Source organism: Pseudomonas sp. NFPP12, assembly GCF_900103205.1.
Classification (GTDB): domain Bacteria; phylum Pseudomonadota; class Gammaproteobacteria; order Pseudomonadales; family Pseudomonadaceae; genus Aquipseudomonas; species Aquipseudomonas protegens.
This window is the reverse complement of the sequence record NZ_FMWW01000001.1, coordinates 1,279,245-1,294,945: the sequence shown is the minus strand read 5'-3', so window position 1 is coordinate 1,294,945 and position 15,701 is coordinate 1,279,245. Positions and strand designations below refer to the sequence as shown.

At 67.1% G+C, this 15,701-nt stretch carries 11 protein-coding genes; all 11 read right to left on the bottom strand.

What is annotated here, in order from left to right; translation table 11 throughout:
* Positions 1–40: 40 nt before the first annotated feature.
* Positions 41–880, bottom strand: a complete 840-nt coding sequence (locus tag BLS75_RS05455; RefSeq protein WP_011061019.1) for an AraC family transcriptional regulator — start codon at positions 878–880, stop codon at positions 41–43.
* A gap of 80 nt (positions 881–960) precedes the next feature.
* A complete protein-coding gene (locus BLS75_RS05450; RefSeq protein ID WP_065363903.1) occupies positions 961–1,602 on the bottom strand; it encodes a DUF1345 domain-containing protein in 642 nt (213 codons plus the stop codon).
* A gap of 137 nt (positions 1,603–1,739) precedes the next feature.
* Positions 1,740–3,701 carry an HAF repeat-containing protein gene (locus tag BLS75_RS05445; protein WP_239690642.1) on the bottom strand — a complete coding sequence of 654 codons (1,962 nt, stop codon included), beginning with the start codon at positions 3,699–3,701 and terminating at the stop codon, positions 1,740–1,742.
* Between the two features lie 355 nt (positions 3,702–4,056).
* Positions 4,057–4,677 carry a glutathione S-transferase gene (locus tag BLS75_RS05440; protein WP_072450555.1) on the bottom strand — a complete coding sequence of 207 codons (621 nt, stop codon included), beginning with the start codon at positions 4,675–4,677 and terminating at the stop codon, positions 4,057–4,059.
* The gene (locus BLS75_RS05435) at positions 4,674–8,318 is read right to left on the bottom strand and encodes an AAA family ATPase (RefSeq protein WP_072450554.1); all 3,645 of its coding nucleotides are present in this window, start codon (positions 8,316–8,318) and stop codon (positions 4,674–4,676) included. Before BLS75_RS05435 ends, BLS75_RS05440 begins: the two co-directional genes overlap by 4 nt.
* Positions 8,315–9,559: an exonuclease SbcCD subunit D C-terminal domain-containing protein gene (locus BLS75_RS05430; protein WP_072450553.1), complete on the bottom strand. Its 1,245-nt coding sequence runs from the start codon at positions 9,557–9,559 to the stop codon at positions 8,315–8,317. The genes BLS75_RS05435 and BLS75_RS05430 overlap by 4 nt, the downstream gene beginning before the upstream one ends.
* A 265-nt stretch (positions 9,560–9,824) precedes the next feature.
* Positions 9,825–11,459, bottom strand: a complete 1,635-nt coding sequence (locus BLS75_RS05425; RefSeq protein WP_065363910.1) for a BatD family protein — start codon at positions 11,457–11,459, stop codon at positions 9,825–9,827.
* Positions 11,456–13,201: a tetratricopeptide repeat protein gene (locus BLS75_RS05420; protein ID WP_065363911.1), complete on the bottom strand. Its 1,746-nt coding sequence runs from the start codon at positions 13,199–13,201 to the stop codon at positions 11,456–11,458. Before BLS75_RS05420 ends, BLS75_RS05425 begins: the two co-directional genes overlap by 4 nt.
* Positions 13,198–14,274 (bottom strand): vWA domain-containing protein, encoded by a 1,077-nt coding sequence (locus BLS75_RS05415; protein ID WP_065363912.1) that lies wholly within the window; start codon positions 14,272–14,274, stop codon positions 13,198–13,200. Before BLS75_RS05415 ends, BLS75_RS05420 begins: the two co-directional genes overlap by 4 nt.
* On the bottom strand, positions 14,267–14,761 hold the full coding sequence (locus tag BLS75_RS05410; protein WP_011061031.1) for a DUF4381 domain-containing protein: 495 nt from the start codon (positions 14,759–14,761) through the stop codon (positions 14,267–14,269). The genes BLS75_RS05415 and BLS75_RS05410 overlap by 8 nt, the downstream gene beginning before the upstream one ends.
* A complete protein-coding gene (locus BLS75_RS05405; RefSeq protein WP_011061032.1) occupies positions 14,758–15,699 on the bottom strand; it encodes a DUF58 domain-containing protein in 942 nt (313 codons plus the stop codon). The genes BLS75_RS05410 and BLS75_RS05405 overlap by 4 nt, the downstream gene beginning before the upstream one ends.
* Positions 15,700–15,701: the final 2 nt, after the last annotated feature.

Here is a 15,701-nt window from a genome sequence, read left to right as displayed (position 1 = left end):
TCCGGTAAGTGATCGGCAGTTGATCCTGGCCCAGGTGCTTTCAGGCGTCTGGAAGCTTTGTGCAGCGCTTGCGATACAACGCCGGGCTCAGCCCGTAGGCACGCATGAACCAGCGCCCCAGGTGGCTCTGGTCGGCAAAGCCCAGGGCCGTGGCGACCTCGGCCGGCGCCGCGCCGCCGGCCAGCAGGCGGCGTGCCCGACTCAGGCGCAGTTGCACCAGGTAGGCATGGGGTGGCAGGCCGAAGGCGGCCTTGAAGGCGCGGCTGAGGCGAAAGCGGTCGACCCCGCAGGCCTGGCTCAGGGCTTCCAGGCTCAGGTCCTGGGCCAGGTGCGCATGCAGGTAGTCCCGGGCCCGTTGCGCCACCAGCGGCAGGCGCGGGTCCTGGGCGTAGCGCCGGCGCCAGTGCAAGTGCCCGGTCAGTTGTTCCAGCAACTGGTCCAGGGCGCTCTGGCGGACGATGCGCAACTCGCCATGGTGCAGGCTGTGAAAGGCCGCGCTGGTGGCGCTGGCCAGGCGCGGATCGCTGGCCAGGGTACTGCCGAATGCCAGTTGGGCATTGGCCGGCGCCTCGGCGAACAGCGCCCCCAGTTCGCGCTCCAGCCACTGCGGGTCGAGGTACAGCATGCGGTAGGTAAAGCCGCCCTCGGTGGGGGCCTCGCCGTCGTGGATTTCCCCCGGTTCCAGCAGGAACACCTTGCCCGGCGTGCTCTGGTGCCGGGCCCGGCGGCAGTTGAACTGCTGCACCCCTTGCTCGGTGACGCCCACCAGGTAGCTGTCGTGCCAGTGCGGGTCATAGGCGTGGCCGGTGAAATGGGCCCGCAGGGTCTCGATGCCGGTGTCGGCATCCTGGGCCAGGTCGATCCAGTTGGGCGTGGTCATGGGGCGGTCCGTGGGGCGTGGCGGCAACCCTGGCAGTTAACGCCGGTGCCAGGGCTGGGGTCTAGAAGTTTTGTGCAGCCTCAACTGAACAGCCCGGCGGCGATATTGATCGAGAAACCGAGGATCGCGGTGTTGAACAGAAAGCCGATCAGCGACTGGGCGAGGACGATCTTGCGCAGCTCGCGGGTGGCCACGCCGACGTCCGAGGTTTGCACCGCCACGCCGATGGTGAAGGAGAAATACAGGAAGTCCCAGTAGTCCGGGTTGGTCGGGCCTTCGGCAAAGCGCAGCGCCGGTTCCTTGCCGTCCCAGGTGTAGTACAGGCGCGCGTAGTGCAGGCTGAAGATCACCCCCACCAGCAGCCACGAGCCGATCACCGTCAGCCCGGTGAAGCCGTAGTGGACCAGGCGCTGGGTGCTGTCCAGGTCCTTGCTGCCCACCAGCTCCAGGGTGATCGCCACCAGGCTGGCGATGGCCGCCACACAGACGATCAACAGCACCAGGCCGGCGTTTTCATCCTCGGCTTCGGCGATACGCCTGACCTCATCGGCGCGAGCCCGAACGGTGAGCCAGAACATCAGTGCCAGGTAGCTCCAGACAGCGGCGTTCCAGCCAATGAGGATCTTGCCGGTCAGGCTCTGGGCAGGAGCGAGCAGACCAATGGCGCAGCCGATCAGGACGCCGATGGTCAAGCGGGGGTGGGTGCGGATGACGACGGACATGGGCATTTTCGCGAGAGTGGAAGTGACCAAACCTTAGCATGGCGCCTGGCTCCCGGGCCTGCCCGAATCACGGAATGGCGAACGTGCACCCGCGTCCCCGGCCGGCTTCAAATTCAGGCCGGTGGGGCAGGCTGCTATCAGAACTGATAAGTGAAGGCTGTCTGAATACCGGTCACATCATTGCCACCTGGTTGCTGCGCCCAGAACACGCCCGTATGGACGGCGCTGTTTTTGTTCAGGGCATAGCTCACTCCCGTGCCTGCGCCCAGGCGAGCGTTGTGCTGTTTTTCGGCCTGGTAGGTGTATCGCCCCAGATACTCCATCCGGGCTTGAAAGGCGTCACGGTTGTTGCGCAGGTCCTGGGTCAGCTCCAGGTTGGCACTGAGTTCCAGCTGCCGGGTGAGCTTTTTGGCGCCCCGCACACCGAGGTTCAGGCTGGTGGTCGTGCGGCCCATTTTCGCGTAGCTGGCCGCAAACACCGCGCCGCTGTTTTCACGATAGCCCTGGCGGCTGACCTGAGTCTGGCTGAGGCCCAGATACGGCGTCAGGGTCATTGCATTGAGCATCACGCCGTAGGCGCCTTCGATGCTCAAGGACTTGCCGCGCAGGCTCGAACGTCCTTGGCCGGCCTCGGTGTAAGCCAGTTGTTCGCGTGTGATGTCGACCTTGGAAGACACATAGGCTGCGGCCACACGGCCCTGCCAACCCAGCCCGTGGCCTGTTTCATCAACGGCGGCGAAGAGGGCGACCGCCGGTGCTGCCGACCCTGCCTTGGTGTAGTTGTCCGGCAGTTGCCGATCGAGGTCCTGATCCAGGGTGACGCCAAGGCGCAGATGCTCGGTGGGACGAACCCCCAGGGTCAGGCTCATGCTGGTCTGCCCGGCCACGCCGTTGCGGCTGTAGCTTGGGCCTACACCGATACAGAATGAGCCACTGTCGATCTGGCATTCCTGGCTCATCAATCGAGCCAGTTGTTCGCTGCGCAAATCGAGCATCCCCCAGGCCCGATTGGCGTTCTTGGCCATGGCGGTGCGGGTGTTGTCCAGGTCGATGAGGTGGGAACCTGTTTCGGTGATTTTCCATAGCGCGGCGTGCGTGGCTCCTTCGCCCGTAAGGCTGATACCCACGACAACATTGCCGTCAGCGGAGACGCCGGTCGCCGATGACGTTTCACCGCCCAGGGTGCCCAGGTCGACCATGCCGCTGGCATCGGTGTGCCGGAATGCATGGAAATAGCCAGTGGCCGTCGCCGCTCCTCCTACGATGACGCTACCGTCGGCGGAAGCGCTAGAAGCGAAGGAGTCACCACCCCAGGAGCCCAGGCCGACCATGCCGGCAGTGTCAGTGTGCTTGAACGCTTGAGTGCCGCCTGTAGCTGTCTCGGCCATTCCCACGATAACGCGGCCGTCGGCGGAGATGCCGGACGCTTGTGAGGCCTGCCCTCCCAGGGTGCCCAGATCGATCATGCCGCTTGCGTCGGTGTGCTTGAAGGCATGTTGCATGCCTGTGCTGGCATCGATATTCGCGTATCCCACGACAATGCTGCCGTCCGCGGACACGGCAGTGGCACCGGAGTAGCCGCTGTTGCCCGCATCCAGGGTGCCCAGATCGATCATGCCAGTCATATCGGTGTGCTTGAAAGCATGAAGCGCTCCATTGGCTGCACTCGAATGGCCTACGACAACCGCGCCGTCAGCCGATACGCCTACCGCATCTGAGATTCCCCCTCCACTCAACGTGCCCAGGTCGACCATGCCGGTTGCGTCGGTGTGCTTGAAGGCGTGAACCGTGCTAGAGGTGCTAGCGCTTCCCACGATCACATTGCCGTCAGCGGATATGGCTTTGGCAGAGGCATGGCGTCCCCCCGGGAGGGAGCCCAGATTGACCATGCCGGTCGCATCGCTGTACTTGAACGCATATTGATTGCCGTTCGCGAACGCAGTGCCGACGATGAAATGGCCGTCAGCCGATACGCCATAGGCTACCGAGCCATCAGCGCCCAAAGAACTCAGGTCGATAGTAGTGTCGGCACAGGACTGTGCTGAATAAATCACTCCATAGATCAGGGTTAATGCGGCTGTTGAAAAAGGCGATTTCAATGTAATGAACCTGGCGATAAAGGAAATGACTACAGCGGCCTGAATAATGGATTTTTCTGGGGGCGAGCAGGCTACTGCCGAAGTAATGGCTTGCTTTACGCGGTAATGAGGGTGTGATGCCCGACTGGCTTGGGGTTTGGGGCTGAGTGGGGCGCGATAGTGTGAATCGAAGTTCTCTTGCTTACATGAGATTAGTAACGAGGAGCCTAAACTAATTGCTGTGTTGGATATGAATTTGATGTGTCGGGTTAGTTTAGTTATTAGTTGCGGATGAAGTCTTTAGGAAGATTCTTAAAGCCTGTTGTTTCGGCAGCTCAATCTATTTGAGGCTGCCGATACGCGCATCTTGTGAAGGTTATTGTTTGGCCATGACTGCCAGGAATAACTCTGATTCTAGTTGTTCCTGCAACCACTCCTGCAAGGAGCGATAAGGCGTCTGGGCAAACCACTCCCGGTCCACATGGGCAAACTGGCGAACAAACGGCAGCAGCGCCATGTCCGCCAGGCTCGGATGCGCCGCCAGCAGATAGCGGCGCTGCTGCAACAGGCTATCGAGGCGCGCCAGAAACGCCTCGCCCTGGGCCCGGTAGTGCTCCATGGGCGCCTCGGGGTAGCGCTCGGCGTATTTGTAGCGATTGAGGTGCACCTTGAACACCTGGTCATTCTCGGCAATCAGCGCTGCCATCTGCGCCTGGGCCGTCGGGTCCGCCGTGAGCCGCCAATCCTCGGGGTCATGCTGGGCCAGGGCCCAGTGCATGATCTCCAGGCTTTCATCGATCACCCGATCCTCCAGTGCCAGCACCGGCACCGTGCCCTTGGCCGACAGCGCGAGCATCTCGGCCGGCTTGGCCTTGAGGCTGACTTCGACAATCCGCATTGGCACCCCGGCATAGCGCAGGGCCAGCCGCGCACGCATGGCGTAGGGGCAGCGGCGGAAGGAGTAGAGGGTCGCCCCCGGCGTTTGCAGCGTGCTCATTTCACCTCCAGGGTGCTCAGGCCATTGCCCTGGCGGCTGACCTTGATCTGTACCGGAATCCGTTCGTGCATTTCCTGTACGTGGGAGATCACCGCCACCTTGCGGCCCTGGGCCTGCAGGCCGTCGAGGGCATCCATGGCCAGTTGCAGGGACTCGGGGTCGAGGCTGCCGAAGCCTTCGTCGATGAACAGCGATTCGATCTTCAGGGTGCTGGAAGCCATGGAGGCCAGCCCCAGGGCCAGGGCCAGGGACACCAGGAAGGTTTCGCCGCCGGACAGCGAGTGCACCGAGCGCAGTTCGTCGCCCATTTCGGTGTCCAGCACCAGCAGGCCGAGCATGCTGCCACCACGCTTGAGGCGGTAGCGGCGCACCAGTTGGCGCAGTTGGGCATTGGCGTGGTGCACCAGCAGGTCAAGGTTGTAGGCCTGGGCGATCTTGCGGAACTTGTCGCCTTCGGCCGAGCCGATCAGGGCGCTGAGCCGGGCCCAGCGCTGCCACTGGGCGTAGGCCTGTTCAAGGCGTTGGTTGAGGGCCTGGTTGGCGGCCTGGCGGCGCTGGTCCTCGCTTTGCCGTGCACGCAGGTCCGCCACCTGTTGTTCGCTGGCCTGGGCCTGTTGCTGCAGCTGTTCCAGGGCCTGGGCCAGTTGTTCGGTCTCCAGGTTGCCGTTGTGCTGGGCCTGATGCTGTTCCAGGCGCTGCTGGCGTTCCTGCAGCAGGACCTTGGCCTGCTCGATGGCCTTGTCGTTGTCTTGCAGGCGCTGGCGCAGTTGCTGCACCTGTTCTTCGTCCAGCTCCAGCAGCTGTTGCAGGCCGGCGTCATCCAGTTCCGGGTGCCCGGCGCGCCACTGCTCGATGCTGGCGGCCAGCTGCTGTTGTTCGCTTTCCAGGGCTTGCAGGCGTTCTTCCCGGGCCTTGAGCTCGGCACCCAACTCGATCGCTTGCTGGTGCAGCGCCTGCTGCTGTTGCTGGGCCAGGGCCTGGGCGCTGCGAGCCTGGTCCACGGTTTGCTCCAGATGCTGCTGCCAGTGCTCGGCGCTGGGCTGCTGGCCCAGCAGTTCGGCGAGCCTGTGCTGGCAGGCCTGTTGCTGCTGGTGCAGGGTGTCGAACTGCTGTTGGGCTTCGGCCAGTTGCTGCTGACGGATCAGTTGGCGGTCCTGTTCCTTTTCCAGGGTCAGCTGGCGCTGTTGCTGTTCTTCGGCCTCTTCCTGCTGCTCGCGCAGTTGCTCGATGCGTTGCAGCACCTGCTGGTCGAGCTGCATGAAGGTGCTGGCCGGGTCGCGGCGCAGGCCGTCGAGGACCTCTGCCGGCAGCAGGTGGCTGAAGCTGGCCAGTTCCTCGTCCAGGCGCTGGCGGTCGGCGCTCAGTTGCTGTTGTTGCTTGTCCAGGTGCTGGGCGGCCTGCTGGCTGGCGTCGATCGCCGCCTGCAGCTGGTTTTGCAGGCGCGCGGCATCTTTTTGCAGGGTCAGCAGGGCGCCCTGGCGGTTTTCGTCCTGGGTGATGCTCTGCTGCAGCTGGTCGAGTTGCTGTTGCAGCCAGGCGTCGCGCTTGGGCGGGTCCTGGTCCAGGAGGCTGGCGCTCATGGGGTGGGCTTGCAGGCTTGGGGCCAGGGCCTGCTGCTGGGTCGCCAGATGTTCCTGCTGCTGGAGGAATTCCTTCTGCTGGGCGATCAGCCCCTGGACCTGGGCCCGCAGTTCGTTGAGCTGTTCCTTGAGGCTGTCCACCGTCTTGCGGGCGCTGGCTTCTTCACTCTCGTCATGGCGCCCGAGGCTCTGCAGCAAGGCTTCAGGCTGGTGGTAGGGGTGCTCGACGCTGCCGCACACCGGGCACGGCTGGTCGCTCTGCAATTGCCCGCGCAATTCCTCGACGCTGGCGCTGCGGGCCAGCCGCTGGCGCTCCAGCAGGGCCTGGGTGACGCTCAGGGTCTGCTCGGCCACCACCAGCTCGGCCTTGGCCTGCAGGCCGACCTTGTTCAGTTCCTCGCGCTGGGCGGCCACCGCCTGCTGCCTGTCCTGCAGGGCCTGGCCGCGCTGGTCCAGTTCGCGCTGCTGGGTCCAGAGCCGGGCCAGCTCTTCGACGGCGCGCTGCTGCTTGCGGTTGTCCTGGAGCAGGGTACCGAGCAACTGGATCTGCTCGGCCACCGCCTGGGGCTCGGCCCCGGCTTCGCTGTAGAGCAGTTCGAGCTGCGTGCGTTGCTCGCTCAGTTGCTGGGCGGCGCTGCTGGCGCGCTGTTCCAGGGCCGGCAGTTCGGCCTGGCCCTGGTGCAGGCGATTGCCGATCAGCATCAGCTGTTGCAGGCGTTCGCGGTAGGCGTTCCAGGCGTCGCTCAAGGGGGCGAGGGCGACGCTGTGGGCCAGTTGCCCGGCGATCCGCTCCAGGCGTTCGCCCACCAGGCGCTGTTTTTCCAGCAGTTGCTGGATGCCTTGCTGGCCCTCGGTGCTGGCCTGCTCGGCGCGGCTGCGTTGGGCCTCGGCCTGGGCCAGGCTCTGCCCCAGGCGCTCCAGGTTGGCCTGTTCGGCAAAGGCTTCGCGCAGCAACGGGGCGCTGGTGCTGTGCTGTTCCTGGACCTGGGACAGGGCCGTGCCGGCGTCCTGCAGTTGCTGTTGCAGGCGTTCCTGCTGTTGTTGCAGGGCGCCTTGCTGTTCGACCTGCTGCTGGATCTGCTGGCGCAACGGCAGCAGGCTGGCGCCCAGCTCTGCCTGGCGCAGGAACTGGTGCCGCTGCGGCGCCAGTTGCTCCAGGCGTTGCAGGCGCAGGCGCTCCGGGGCCAGGGCCTGGGCGTCCTGTTCGGCCGCTTGCAGTTGTTCGGCGGCGCTCTGCCGGGCTTCCTGCCAATGGCGCAGTTCCTTGAGCCAGACGTGCTGGGCTTCCAACTGCCTGAGCTGGGCCTGTTGCTCCTTGAGCTGTTGCTGGGCCTGGCTCAACTGCTGTTCAAGCTCGGCCCGGGCCTCGGGCTCCAGCGGGCTGATGCCGCTGGCCTGGGCCTTGAGCTCCTTGTGGGCGTCTTCGGCTTCCTTGCTCTTGCTGTAGGCGCGGCGCCCCAACTGGCTGTAGACCGCAGTGTTGGTGAGCTTTTCCAGCAGCTCGCTGCGTTCCTTGTCGTCGGCCTTGAGAAAGGCGCTGAACTCGCTCTGGGCCAGCATCACCGCCCGGGTGAACTGTTCGAAGTTGAGCCCCAGGCGGGCCTCGATCAGTTGCTTGTATTCGCTCTTGCTCTGGTTGCTCAGCAGCTGTTCGCTGTCCAGGTCAGTGAGGTTCTGCCGGCTGCCTTGCAGCTTGCCGGTGGCTTTGTCGCGGGCGCGGTTGGTTTCCCAGCGGGCGCGGTAGCGACGGCCGTCGATGCCGACAAAGTCCACCTCGGCATAGCCGCTGCCGGTGCCGCGGCGCAGCAGGGTGCGCGGGTCGCTGGTGAGGATCTCGCTGTCGACCTCGGGGACCTTGGTCTCGCGGCCGATGTTGTTCAGCCGCGGCACCGCGCCGAACAGCGCCAGGCACAGGGCATCCAGCAGGGTGCTCTTGCCGGCGCCGGTGGGCCCGGTAATGGCGAACAGCCCGGCGCTGGCCAGGGGCTCGGCGGTGAAGTCGATTTCGAAGGGGCCGGCCAGGGAGGCCAGGTTCTTCAGGCGGATGGCCAGGATCTTCATGGCTGTTCACTTTCTTGCTGGACGTCCTGCAACAGCAGGGCGAAATCCTTGAGGGTGGCTTCGTCCACCTCGTTGGCGTAAGCGTCGCGCCAGGCGCGGCGGAACAGTTCTTCGGGGGTCAGCTGGTCCAGCTCGATCAGCTCGGCACTGGCCTCTTCACCGTCGCCTGCGCCCTTGCCGGCGTATTCGGCGGCGATCCGCACCAGGCGCACGGCCTTGCCTTGCAGGGCGCTTTCCACTTGCTGGCGCAGGTCTGGCTGGGGCTCGTCCAGGCGCACCCGCACTTCCAGCCAGGGCTGGCGCTGCTCCTCGGCCAACAGGTCGATGTCCGGCAGCTCGCCGAGCTGGGTCAGGAGTTCCCCCAGGGGCGCCGGGCCCAGGCGTTGCAGGTTCACCGCGCGGGGAATCAGCCGCGGTTCGACGCTGACCAGGGTCTCGCCGTCCAGGCGCACGTCGAGGATCTGGTGCTGATAGCCGATCTCTGAGAACGACAGCGGGATCGGCGAGCCGCTGTAGCGGATGCGCTCCTCGCCGTTGACCTTCTGCGGCTTGTGCAGGTGGCCCAGGGCCACGTAGCTGATGTCCGGGCCGAACAGGCTGGCGGGCAGGGCCTCGGCGTTGCCGATGATCAGGCTGCGTTCGGAATCTTCCGAGACCGAACCGCCGGCCATGTGCGCATGGCTGACGGCGACCAGGGCCTGGCCCGGCTGGCGCTTGGCGTTGGCCGCGGCGATCAGCCATTCGTGGACCTGGGCAATGCCCTTGAGGTAGTCGTCGCCCAGCTGGCGGCCGGTGACTTCCGCCGGCCGCAGGAACGGCAGGGCCAGGCACCAGGCGGCGACCTGGCCGCTGGCGTCGGGCAGCGGCAGCAGCAGGCGCTCGGCGTCCAGCTGGCCGTCGTCCAGCCACAGCACCCGGCCCAGGGCGTGGGTGCGCAGGCGGCGCATCAGGGGCGCCGGCAGCTCGATGCGCGAGCCGGAGTCGTGGTTGCCGGCGATCATCACGACGGTCAGGGCCGGCTGCTGCTCGTGGGCGCTGACGATGAAGTCGTAGAGCCGCTCCTGGGCGCTGACCGGCGGGTTGACGGTGTCGAAGATATCGCCGGCGATCAGCAGCACATCGGGCTGTTCGTGCTTGAGCTGGCGCAGCAGCCACTCCAGGAAACAGGCGTGTTCGAAGTCGCGTTCCTGGCCGTGTAGGTTCTGGCCCAGGTGCCAGTCGGAGGTGTGAAACAGACGCAAGGCAGGCTCCGCATGCAAAAGGCTTGGCCGCACATAAGGGTGACCGCGGCGAAAGGGCAGAGAGTTTACTGGCAAATGCGTGTTCATGCCCGGCGCCGTGGCAAATGCAGGCGAGACTGGCGCAGCGGCCGGCCAGCCAGGCGCTACGGGGGAACTGTAGGCGCTGGCTCGCCAGCGAACAGGCCCGCCCCGGCGCGGCATGGCTTACGGGGCTTTTCGCCGGCAAGCCGGCTCCTGCGCGGGAGGGGGCTGCGCGAAGCGCCGGTTACTTGGGGTACAGCGGCGGCAGGCTGGTGGTGTCCGCCACCGGGTCCTGGACCCGTTCGTCGATCGGGATGGCGCGTATCGCTCGCCACAGTTCCTCGCCCTGCCAGTACTGGCCGGTCTCGCTGTAGAGCGCGCCGTTGAGGCCGTCCAGGGCGTCGGACAGCGGCACGAAGCGCGCGGCCATTTCGGCCAGGGTTTCGGGCTGCTGCCGGGCCCAGGCGTCCAGGGCCTGGCGGGTGGCCTGGGGGTCGTTGGCCTGGCAGGCACGCTTGAGGTCGTCCAGCAGCGAGCGCGGGCTGGGGCCGGTCTGGGTGGCGCGCAGCACCGCCGGCTGCCAGCGGGCGCGCCACCACAGGCCGAAGCCCAGCAGGGTGGTGCAAGCCAGCAGCAGGGTGCTCAGTTGCCACAGCCACAGGTTGCTGCTGTCGGGCCCGGCCGGGGCGTTGCCTGCCGGGGTGTCCACCACCAGGCTCGGGTTGTTCGCCACCTGCAGGGCCCGCGCCGGCAGGCTGGTGCTTTCCAGGCGGTCTTCGACGGTGTTCCACCAGGTCACTTCAATGGCGGGCAGTTCGACGTTGCCGGGGCGGGTGGGCACCAGCGCCTGGCGGTCTTCGCGAATGCCCAGAAGGCCCTGTTCTACGTGCTGGTTGCTCAACTGCGGCTGGTCCGGGTAGCTGCGCAGGCCATTGACGTCGGCCAGGGGCAGCGGCGGCAACTGGGCGCTGGACAGGCCTTCGGCGCGCAGGGTCAGGCTGCGGGTCAGGGAGTCTCCGACCTGAGGGTGCTCGGGCTCCGGGTTCCAGCTTTCGCTCAGGCTCAGGCTGCGGGCCGGCAGCCAGGGCGCGTCGGCCGGGTAGGTGGCGGGCTTGGCCTTGACCTGCAGGCCGATGTCACTGGAGCTGACGTGGATCAGCTTGCCGGCCCGGGGCGTCTGCGAGCTGGTTTCCTGGCCCGGGTCCGGGTTGGCCAGGGTGGCGCTGAAGGTCAGCGCGGGAATCTGCAACGGCCCGCTGCGCTGGGGATAGAGCGCGTAGCGCATCTCGATCACCCCGTGGCGCACGCCATTGATGAGCTTTTCGTAGGTGCGCGGCTCGCCCAGCTGTTCCACCCGGGTGTCGCTCAGCAGCAGCGGGCTCAGGCTGCTGTCGTCGAACAGCGGCACCGAGTGGTAGATGTGCAGGGTCAGCAGGGCCTGGGCCTGGACATAGACGCTGGGCTGGTCGAGCTCGGCTTCGATGAACACCGGTTCCAGGCGGGCGTTCTGGTCCTGGGCCGGGCTGGTGTTGACCTGCAGGCTCAGGGGCTGGCTCTGCAGGCTGCCCAGTTGCAGCGGGGCGATTTCCAGGGTGCCGGTGTGGCGCGGCAGCAGGGTGACGATCCAGCGGGTACTGGCGTGGTTGTCCCCCAGGCCGTTGAGCTGGTTGACCTGGCGTGTGCCGCGCACCTCGAATTGTGCTTCCAGGGGCGCCAGGTCCGGCTTGCCGAACTGGGTGACATCGGTGGACTCCAGGGTCAGCTCGACGGTTTCCCCGGAATTGACCTGGCTGCGGTCCAGGCTGGCGAGCAGGCCGGCAGCCTGGGACTGGCCAGTGCAGAACGCGAGGGCAAGCAGTAGGGCGGTGCAGCGGGTCATCGAGTTTTTCCCTGATCCTGATGTTGTTGCTGTTCGTACCAGAATTTGCGCCTGAGCAATTCACCCGGGTCGTCGGGGATCTTGCGCAGCCATTGTTCCAGCGCCTGCTGGTGTTCAGCGTCCAGGCTGTCCTCCACCGGGCGCAGCGGGGTGGTGGTGTGCTGGTCGTCCAGCTCGCTGCCGGGCACTTCGCTGTGGCCGGCGGCCTGTGGATCCGGCGACGGCGTGTCGCCTTCGTTGGCCGGCGCCTGTGCCGGGTCCTGCGGGCCATCGCTGCCCGGTGGTGGCTGGGTGGCCGCGCCGCTGGGGCCCGGGCGGGTGTCGTCGCCTTCGGGGGTGTCCGGCTTCTTCGCTGGTGGCGGTGTTTGCGCCTGGGCCTGTTGCTGTTGCAGCAGGCTTTCCACCAGGGCCTTGTTCTGCAACGCCGGTTGCAGGTCCGGCTGGCGTTCCAGGGCCTGCTCGTAGGCGTCGATGGCGGCTTCCAGCTCGCCGCTGCGGGCCAGGGCGTTACCGCGATTGTAGTGGGCGCGGGCGTCGTTGCCCTCGGCGAAACGCTCGGCGGCGGCAGTGTAGTTGCCGGCTTCGTACAAGGCCACGCCTTGCCATTGCGGGTCCTGGAAATGCCGCGCGGCCTCCGCCGGGCGCTGCTGTTGCAGAAGCCGCTGGCCCTGCTGGTCGGGGCGCAGCCACAGGTCATTGAAGTCGAAGGCGTAGCTCGGTTGCGGCATGGCGAACAGCAGCAGGGGCAGGCAGAACAGCCAGCCCCGGCGCCCGGCGCAGGCGGCCAGCAGCAACAGCGGCAGCAGCAGCCAGTAGCCCTGGTCGGCCCAGGTATCCAGGCGCAGGGTCTGGCCGTCGCTGCGCAGGCCCTGCGGGCCGCCCAGCAGGCCCAGGCCGCGCAGGTCGCTGTCGTCCAGGCGCGCCTGGCGGTAGCGCCCGCCCACGTCGCCGATGAAGTGCTTGAGGTCCGGGCTGTCCAGGCGCGATACCAGGATCGCGCCCTGGTCGTCCTTGAGGTAGCTGCCGTCTTCCAGGGCCACCGGGGCGCCGTCGCGGCTGCCGAAGCCGAGCATCAGCAACTGCGGGGCGTCGCCCTTGAGCGCCTGGCGGATGCCCTGGCGTTCCTCTTCGTTGAGGGAGGAGGCCATCAGTAGCACCCGGCCCTGGCCCAGGGCCCCCTGGTCCAGCAGCTTCAGGGCCTTGAGCAGGGCCAGGTCGGCGCGCTGGCCGGCCTGGGGCATGATCGACGGCTTGAGGGCGTCCAGCAGGTTGCGGCTGGTGGCCAGGTCATCGGACAGCGGCACCAGGGTGTGGGCGCTGCCGGCGTAGACCACGATGGCGGTCTGCGCGTCGCTGCGTAGCTGCAACAGGTCCAGCAGCTTGTGCCGGGCCTGCTCCAGGCGATCGGGCGGCACGTCGTTGGCGAGCATCTGCGGGGTCAGCTCCAGCAGCACCACCAGCGGGTCGGCGGGTTTCTGGCTGGTCTGTTCCACCCGCTGCCAGCTGGGGCCCAGCAGGGCCAGCACCGCCAGCAGCCAGGCCAGGCCCAGGGCCACCCAGGGCAGCTTGCTTTCGCGGCCATTGCCGCCGCTGAGCAGGGCGGCGTGAAAGGCCGGGGGCAGGATCATCTGCCAGCGCCCGGCGCGTTTCTGCCGGTGCCAGAGCTTCCACAGCAGCAGCGCCAGCAGGGGCAGTACCAGCAACCAGCCGGGGCGGAACCAATGGGGCCAGAGGCTGATCATCGACGCCTCCGCAAGCGCAGGCGCTTGAGCCGCTGGCGCCAGTCATGGGCAGGCAGCAGGAAGTTCGACTGGGTGAAGAAGCGTTGCAGCGGGTTCTGCGGCCAGCGCTCGCGCAGCACCAGCAGCACGCTGAGCAGCAACGCCGTGGCCAGGGGCCAGTGGTACAGGGCCTGGGCCGGGCGTGCCTTTGTCGGTTGCTGGGCCACCGGTTCCAGTTGGTCGAGGGTTTGCTTGATCGCTTGCAGCTCCTGGCCGTCCCGGGCGCGGAAGTAGCGCCCGCCAGTGACTTGCGCCAGCTCCTTGAGGGCCGGTTCGTCCAGGTCCAGGCTCGGGTTGATGCCCAGCACGCCGAGGGTGGCGCTCTGTTCCGGGTCGGCGCCGATGCCGATGGGGTAGATCTTCACCCCTTCCTCGGCGGCCAGCCGGGCGGCGGTGATGGGGGCGATCTCGCCGCCGTTGTTGGCGCCGTCGGTGACCAGGATCAGCACCCGGCTCTGGGCCGGGCGCTGGCGCAGGCGCTTGAGGGCCAGGCCGATGGCATCGCCGATGGCGGTGTTCTTGCCGGCGATGCCGATCTTCGCTTCATCCAGCCAGACCCGCACCGTGTGCCGGTCGAAGGTCAGGGGCGCCTGCAGGTAGGCCTTGCTGCCGAACAGGATCAGGCCCACCCGGTCGCCTTCGCGGTGTTCGAGAAAGTCCCCCAGCAGGTGCTTGACCAGGTCCAGGCGGCTGACGTCCTCGTCCTGCCATTGCATGTCGGGGAAATCCATGGAGCCGGAAACGTCCACCGCCACCAGCAGGTCGCGGCCGCTGGCGGCCACCGGCAAGGGTTCGCCCAGCCATTGCGGGCGCGCGGCGGCCAACAGCAGCAGGAGCCAGAGCAGGATGAAACGCACCTGCTGGCGCCAGGCCGGGAGGTGGGCGCGGGCTCGGCGCTTGGACAGGCCTTCCAGGTCACTGAGAAAACTGACTTTCAGCGCCGGCTCGCCGCTGTCGGCCACCGGCAGCACCAGGCGCAGCAGCCAGGGCAGCGGCAGCAGGACGAAGACCCAGGGCCAGGCGAACTCAAACATGCTTGCGAATCCAGGTGTCCACCGCCTGGGTCAGGCCAGCGATGGCTTTGTCGTCGAGCTTGCACTCGGGCTTGTAGGCGCCTTCCACCAGCACCATCCAGCGGGTCAGGCCGGCGGCCGGGCAACGGTTGTCGAGGAACGCCAGCCATTTGCGCCCGTTCAGGGTGTGGCTCTGGCTGTAGGGGTAATGGTTGCGGCACAGGCGCTTGAGCAGGGCATTCAAGGCCTGCAGCCAGGCGCCGGCGGGGGCACCGTCATAGGGCTTGGGCAGCAGCGCCAGTTCTGCCAGGGCGGCCAGGCGCACCGGGTCCAGGGGCTGCTCGCTGCGGGCGCGCACGGCCTTGCGCGGCCACAGGTGGCGCCAGTGCCAGAGGGCCAGGCCCAGCAGCGGCAGCAGGATCGCCAGCAGCCACCAGCCCGGGGCCGGCGGCCACAGGCTGACCGCGGGCGGCGGCAGCAGCGGTTGCAGTTGTTCCAGGCTGCTCATCGGCCGGCTCCGGGGCGCTGCGGGTTGAGGTACTCGCGCAGCTGCTCGACCATCTCGCTCTGGGTGCTCAGGGGCATCAGCAGCACCCGCAGCTTTTGCGCCAGGCGTTCCCAGCGGGCGATGCGCGCTTCGCTCATGGCGCGGTAGGCCTGGCGCAGGTCGTAGTTCAGGGTGTCCAGTTCCAGCTGGGCGCCGCGTTCGGCAAAGCGCAGCAGGCCGGCGGCGGGCAGGGCGTGGTCCAGCGGGTCGGAAAGGGGCATCAACAGCAGGTCGCAATGGCGCGACAGCAGGCTCAGTTGCTGCTCGGCGGCGTCGCTCAGGGCGCGTTCGTCGCAGATCACGATCACCAGGCTGCCGGGGCGCAGGACTTCGCGCCCGCGCAGCAGCGCGGTGCCCAGGGCGTCGCGCTGGGGCCGGGCTTCGCTGTGCAGCGACTGGTTGACCCGCACCAGGCGGTTGAGCAGCTGCAACAGGCTCTGCTTGCTGCGCCGCGGCTTGATCTCGTAGTGCTCGTCGTCGCCGTAGACCAGCCCGCCGACCCGGTCGTTATGGCCCAGGGCGGCCCAGCCGATCAGGCTCGCGGCCTGGGCGGCGAGCACCGACTTGAACATCAGCCCCGAGCCGAAGAACAGCTGGCGGCTCTGTTCCACCATGATGAAGATCGGCCGCTCGCGCTCTTCGTGGAACAGCTTGGTGTGCGGTTCCTGGGTGCGCGCGGTAACCCGCCAGTCGATGGTGCGCACGTCGTCGCCGGCCTGGTAGACCCGCACCTGGTCGAAGTCCACGCCGCGCCCGCGCAGCTTGGAGTGGTGCAGGCCGATCAGCGGGCTGCGCTGGCTGGGGGTGGAGAACAGCTGCACCTCGCGCACGCGATGGCGCATCTCGATCAGCTCGCCGAGGGTGATGCGAATGCCGGGTTCGGCAACGGGCTGGGTCATGG

Bases quoted from the DNA above. Each gene is read 5' to 3' on its own strand.
- BLS75_RS05450 (WP_065363903.1), bottom strand. From the start codon at position 1,602: ATGTCCGTCGTCATCCGCACCCACCCCCGCTTGACCATCGGCGTCCTG.
- BLS75_RS05440 (WP_072450555.1), bottom strand. From the start codon at position 4,677: ATGAGCACGCTGCAAACGCCGGGGGCGACCCTCTACTCCTTCCGCCGC.
- BLS75_RS05455 (WP_011061019.1), bottom strand. From the start codon at position 880: ATGACCACGCCCAACTGGATCGACCTGGCCCAGGATGCCGACACCGGC.
- BLS75_RS05405 (WP_011061032.1), bottom strand. From the start codon at position 15,699: ATGACCCAGCCCGTTGCCGAACCCGGCATTCGCATCACCCTCGGCGAG.
- BLS75_RS05415 (WP_065363912.1), bottom strand. From the start codon at position 14,274: ATGTTTGAGTTCGCCTGGCCCTGGGTCTTCGTCCTGCTGCCGCTGCCC.
- BLS75_RS05425 (WP_065363910.1), bottom strand. From the start codon at position 11,459: ATGACCCGCTGCACCGCCCTACTGCTTGCCCTCGCGTTCTGCACTGGC.
- BLS75_RS05420 (WP_065363911.1), bottom strand. From the start codon at position 13,201: ATGATCAGCCTCTGGCCCCATTGGTTCCGCCCCGGCTGGTTGCTGGTA.
- BLS75_RS05435 (WP_072450554.1), bottom strand. From the start codon at position 8,318: ATGAAGATCCTGGCCATCCGCCTGAAGAACCTGGCCTCCCTGGCCGGC.
- BLS75_RS05410 (WP_011061031.1), bottom strand. From the start codon at position 14,761: ATGAGCAGCCTGGAACAACTGCAACCGCTGCTGCCGCCGCCCGCGGTC.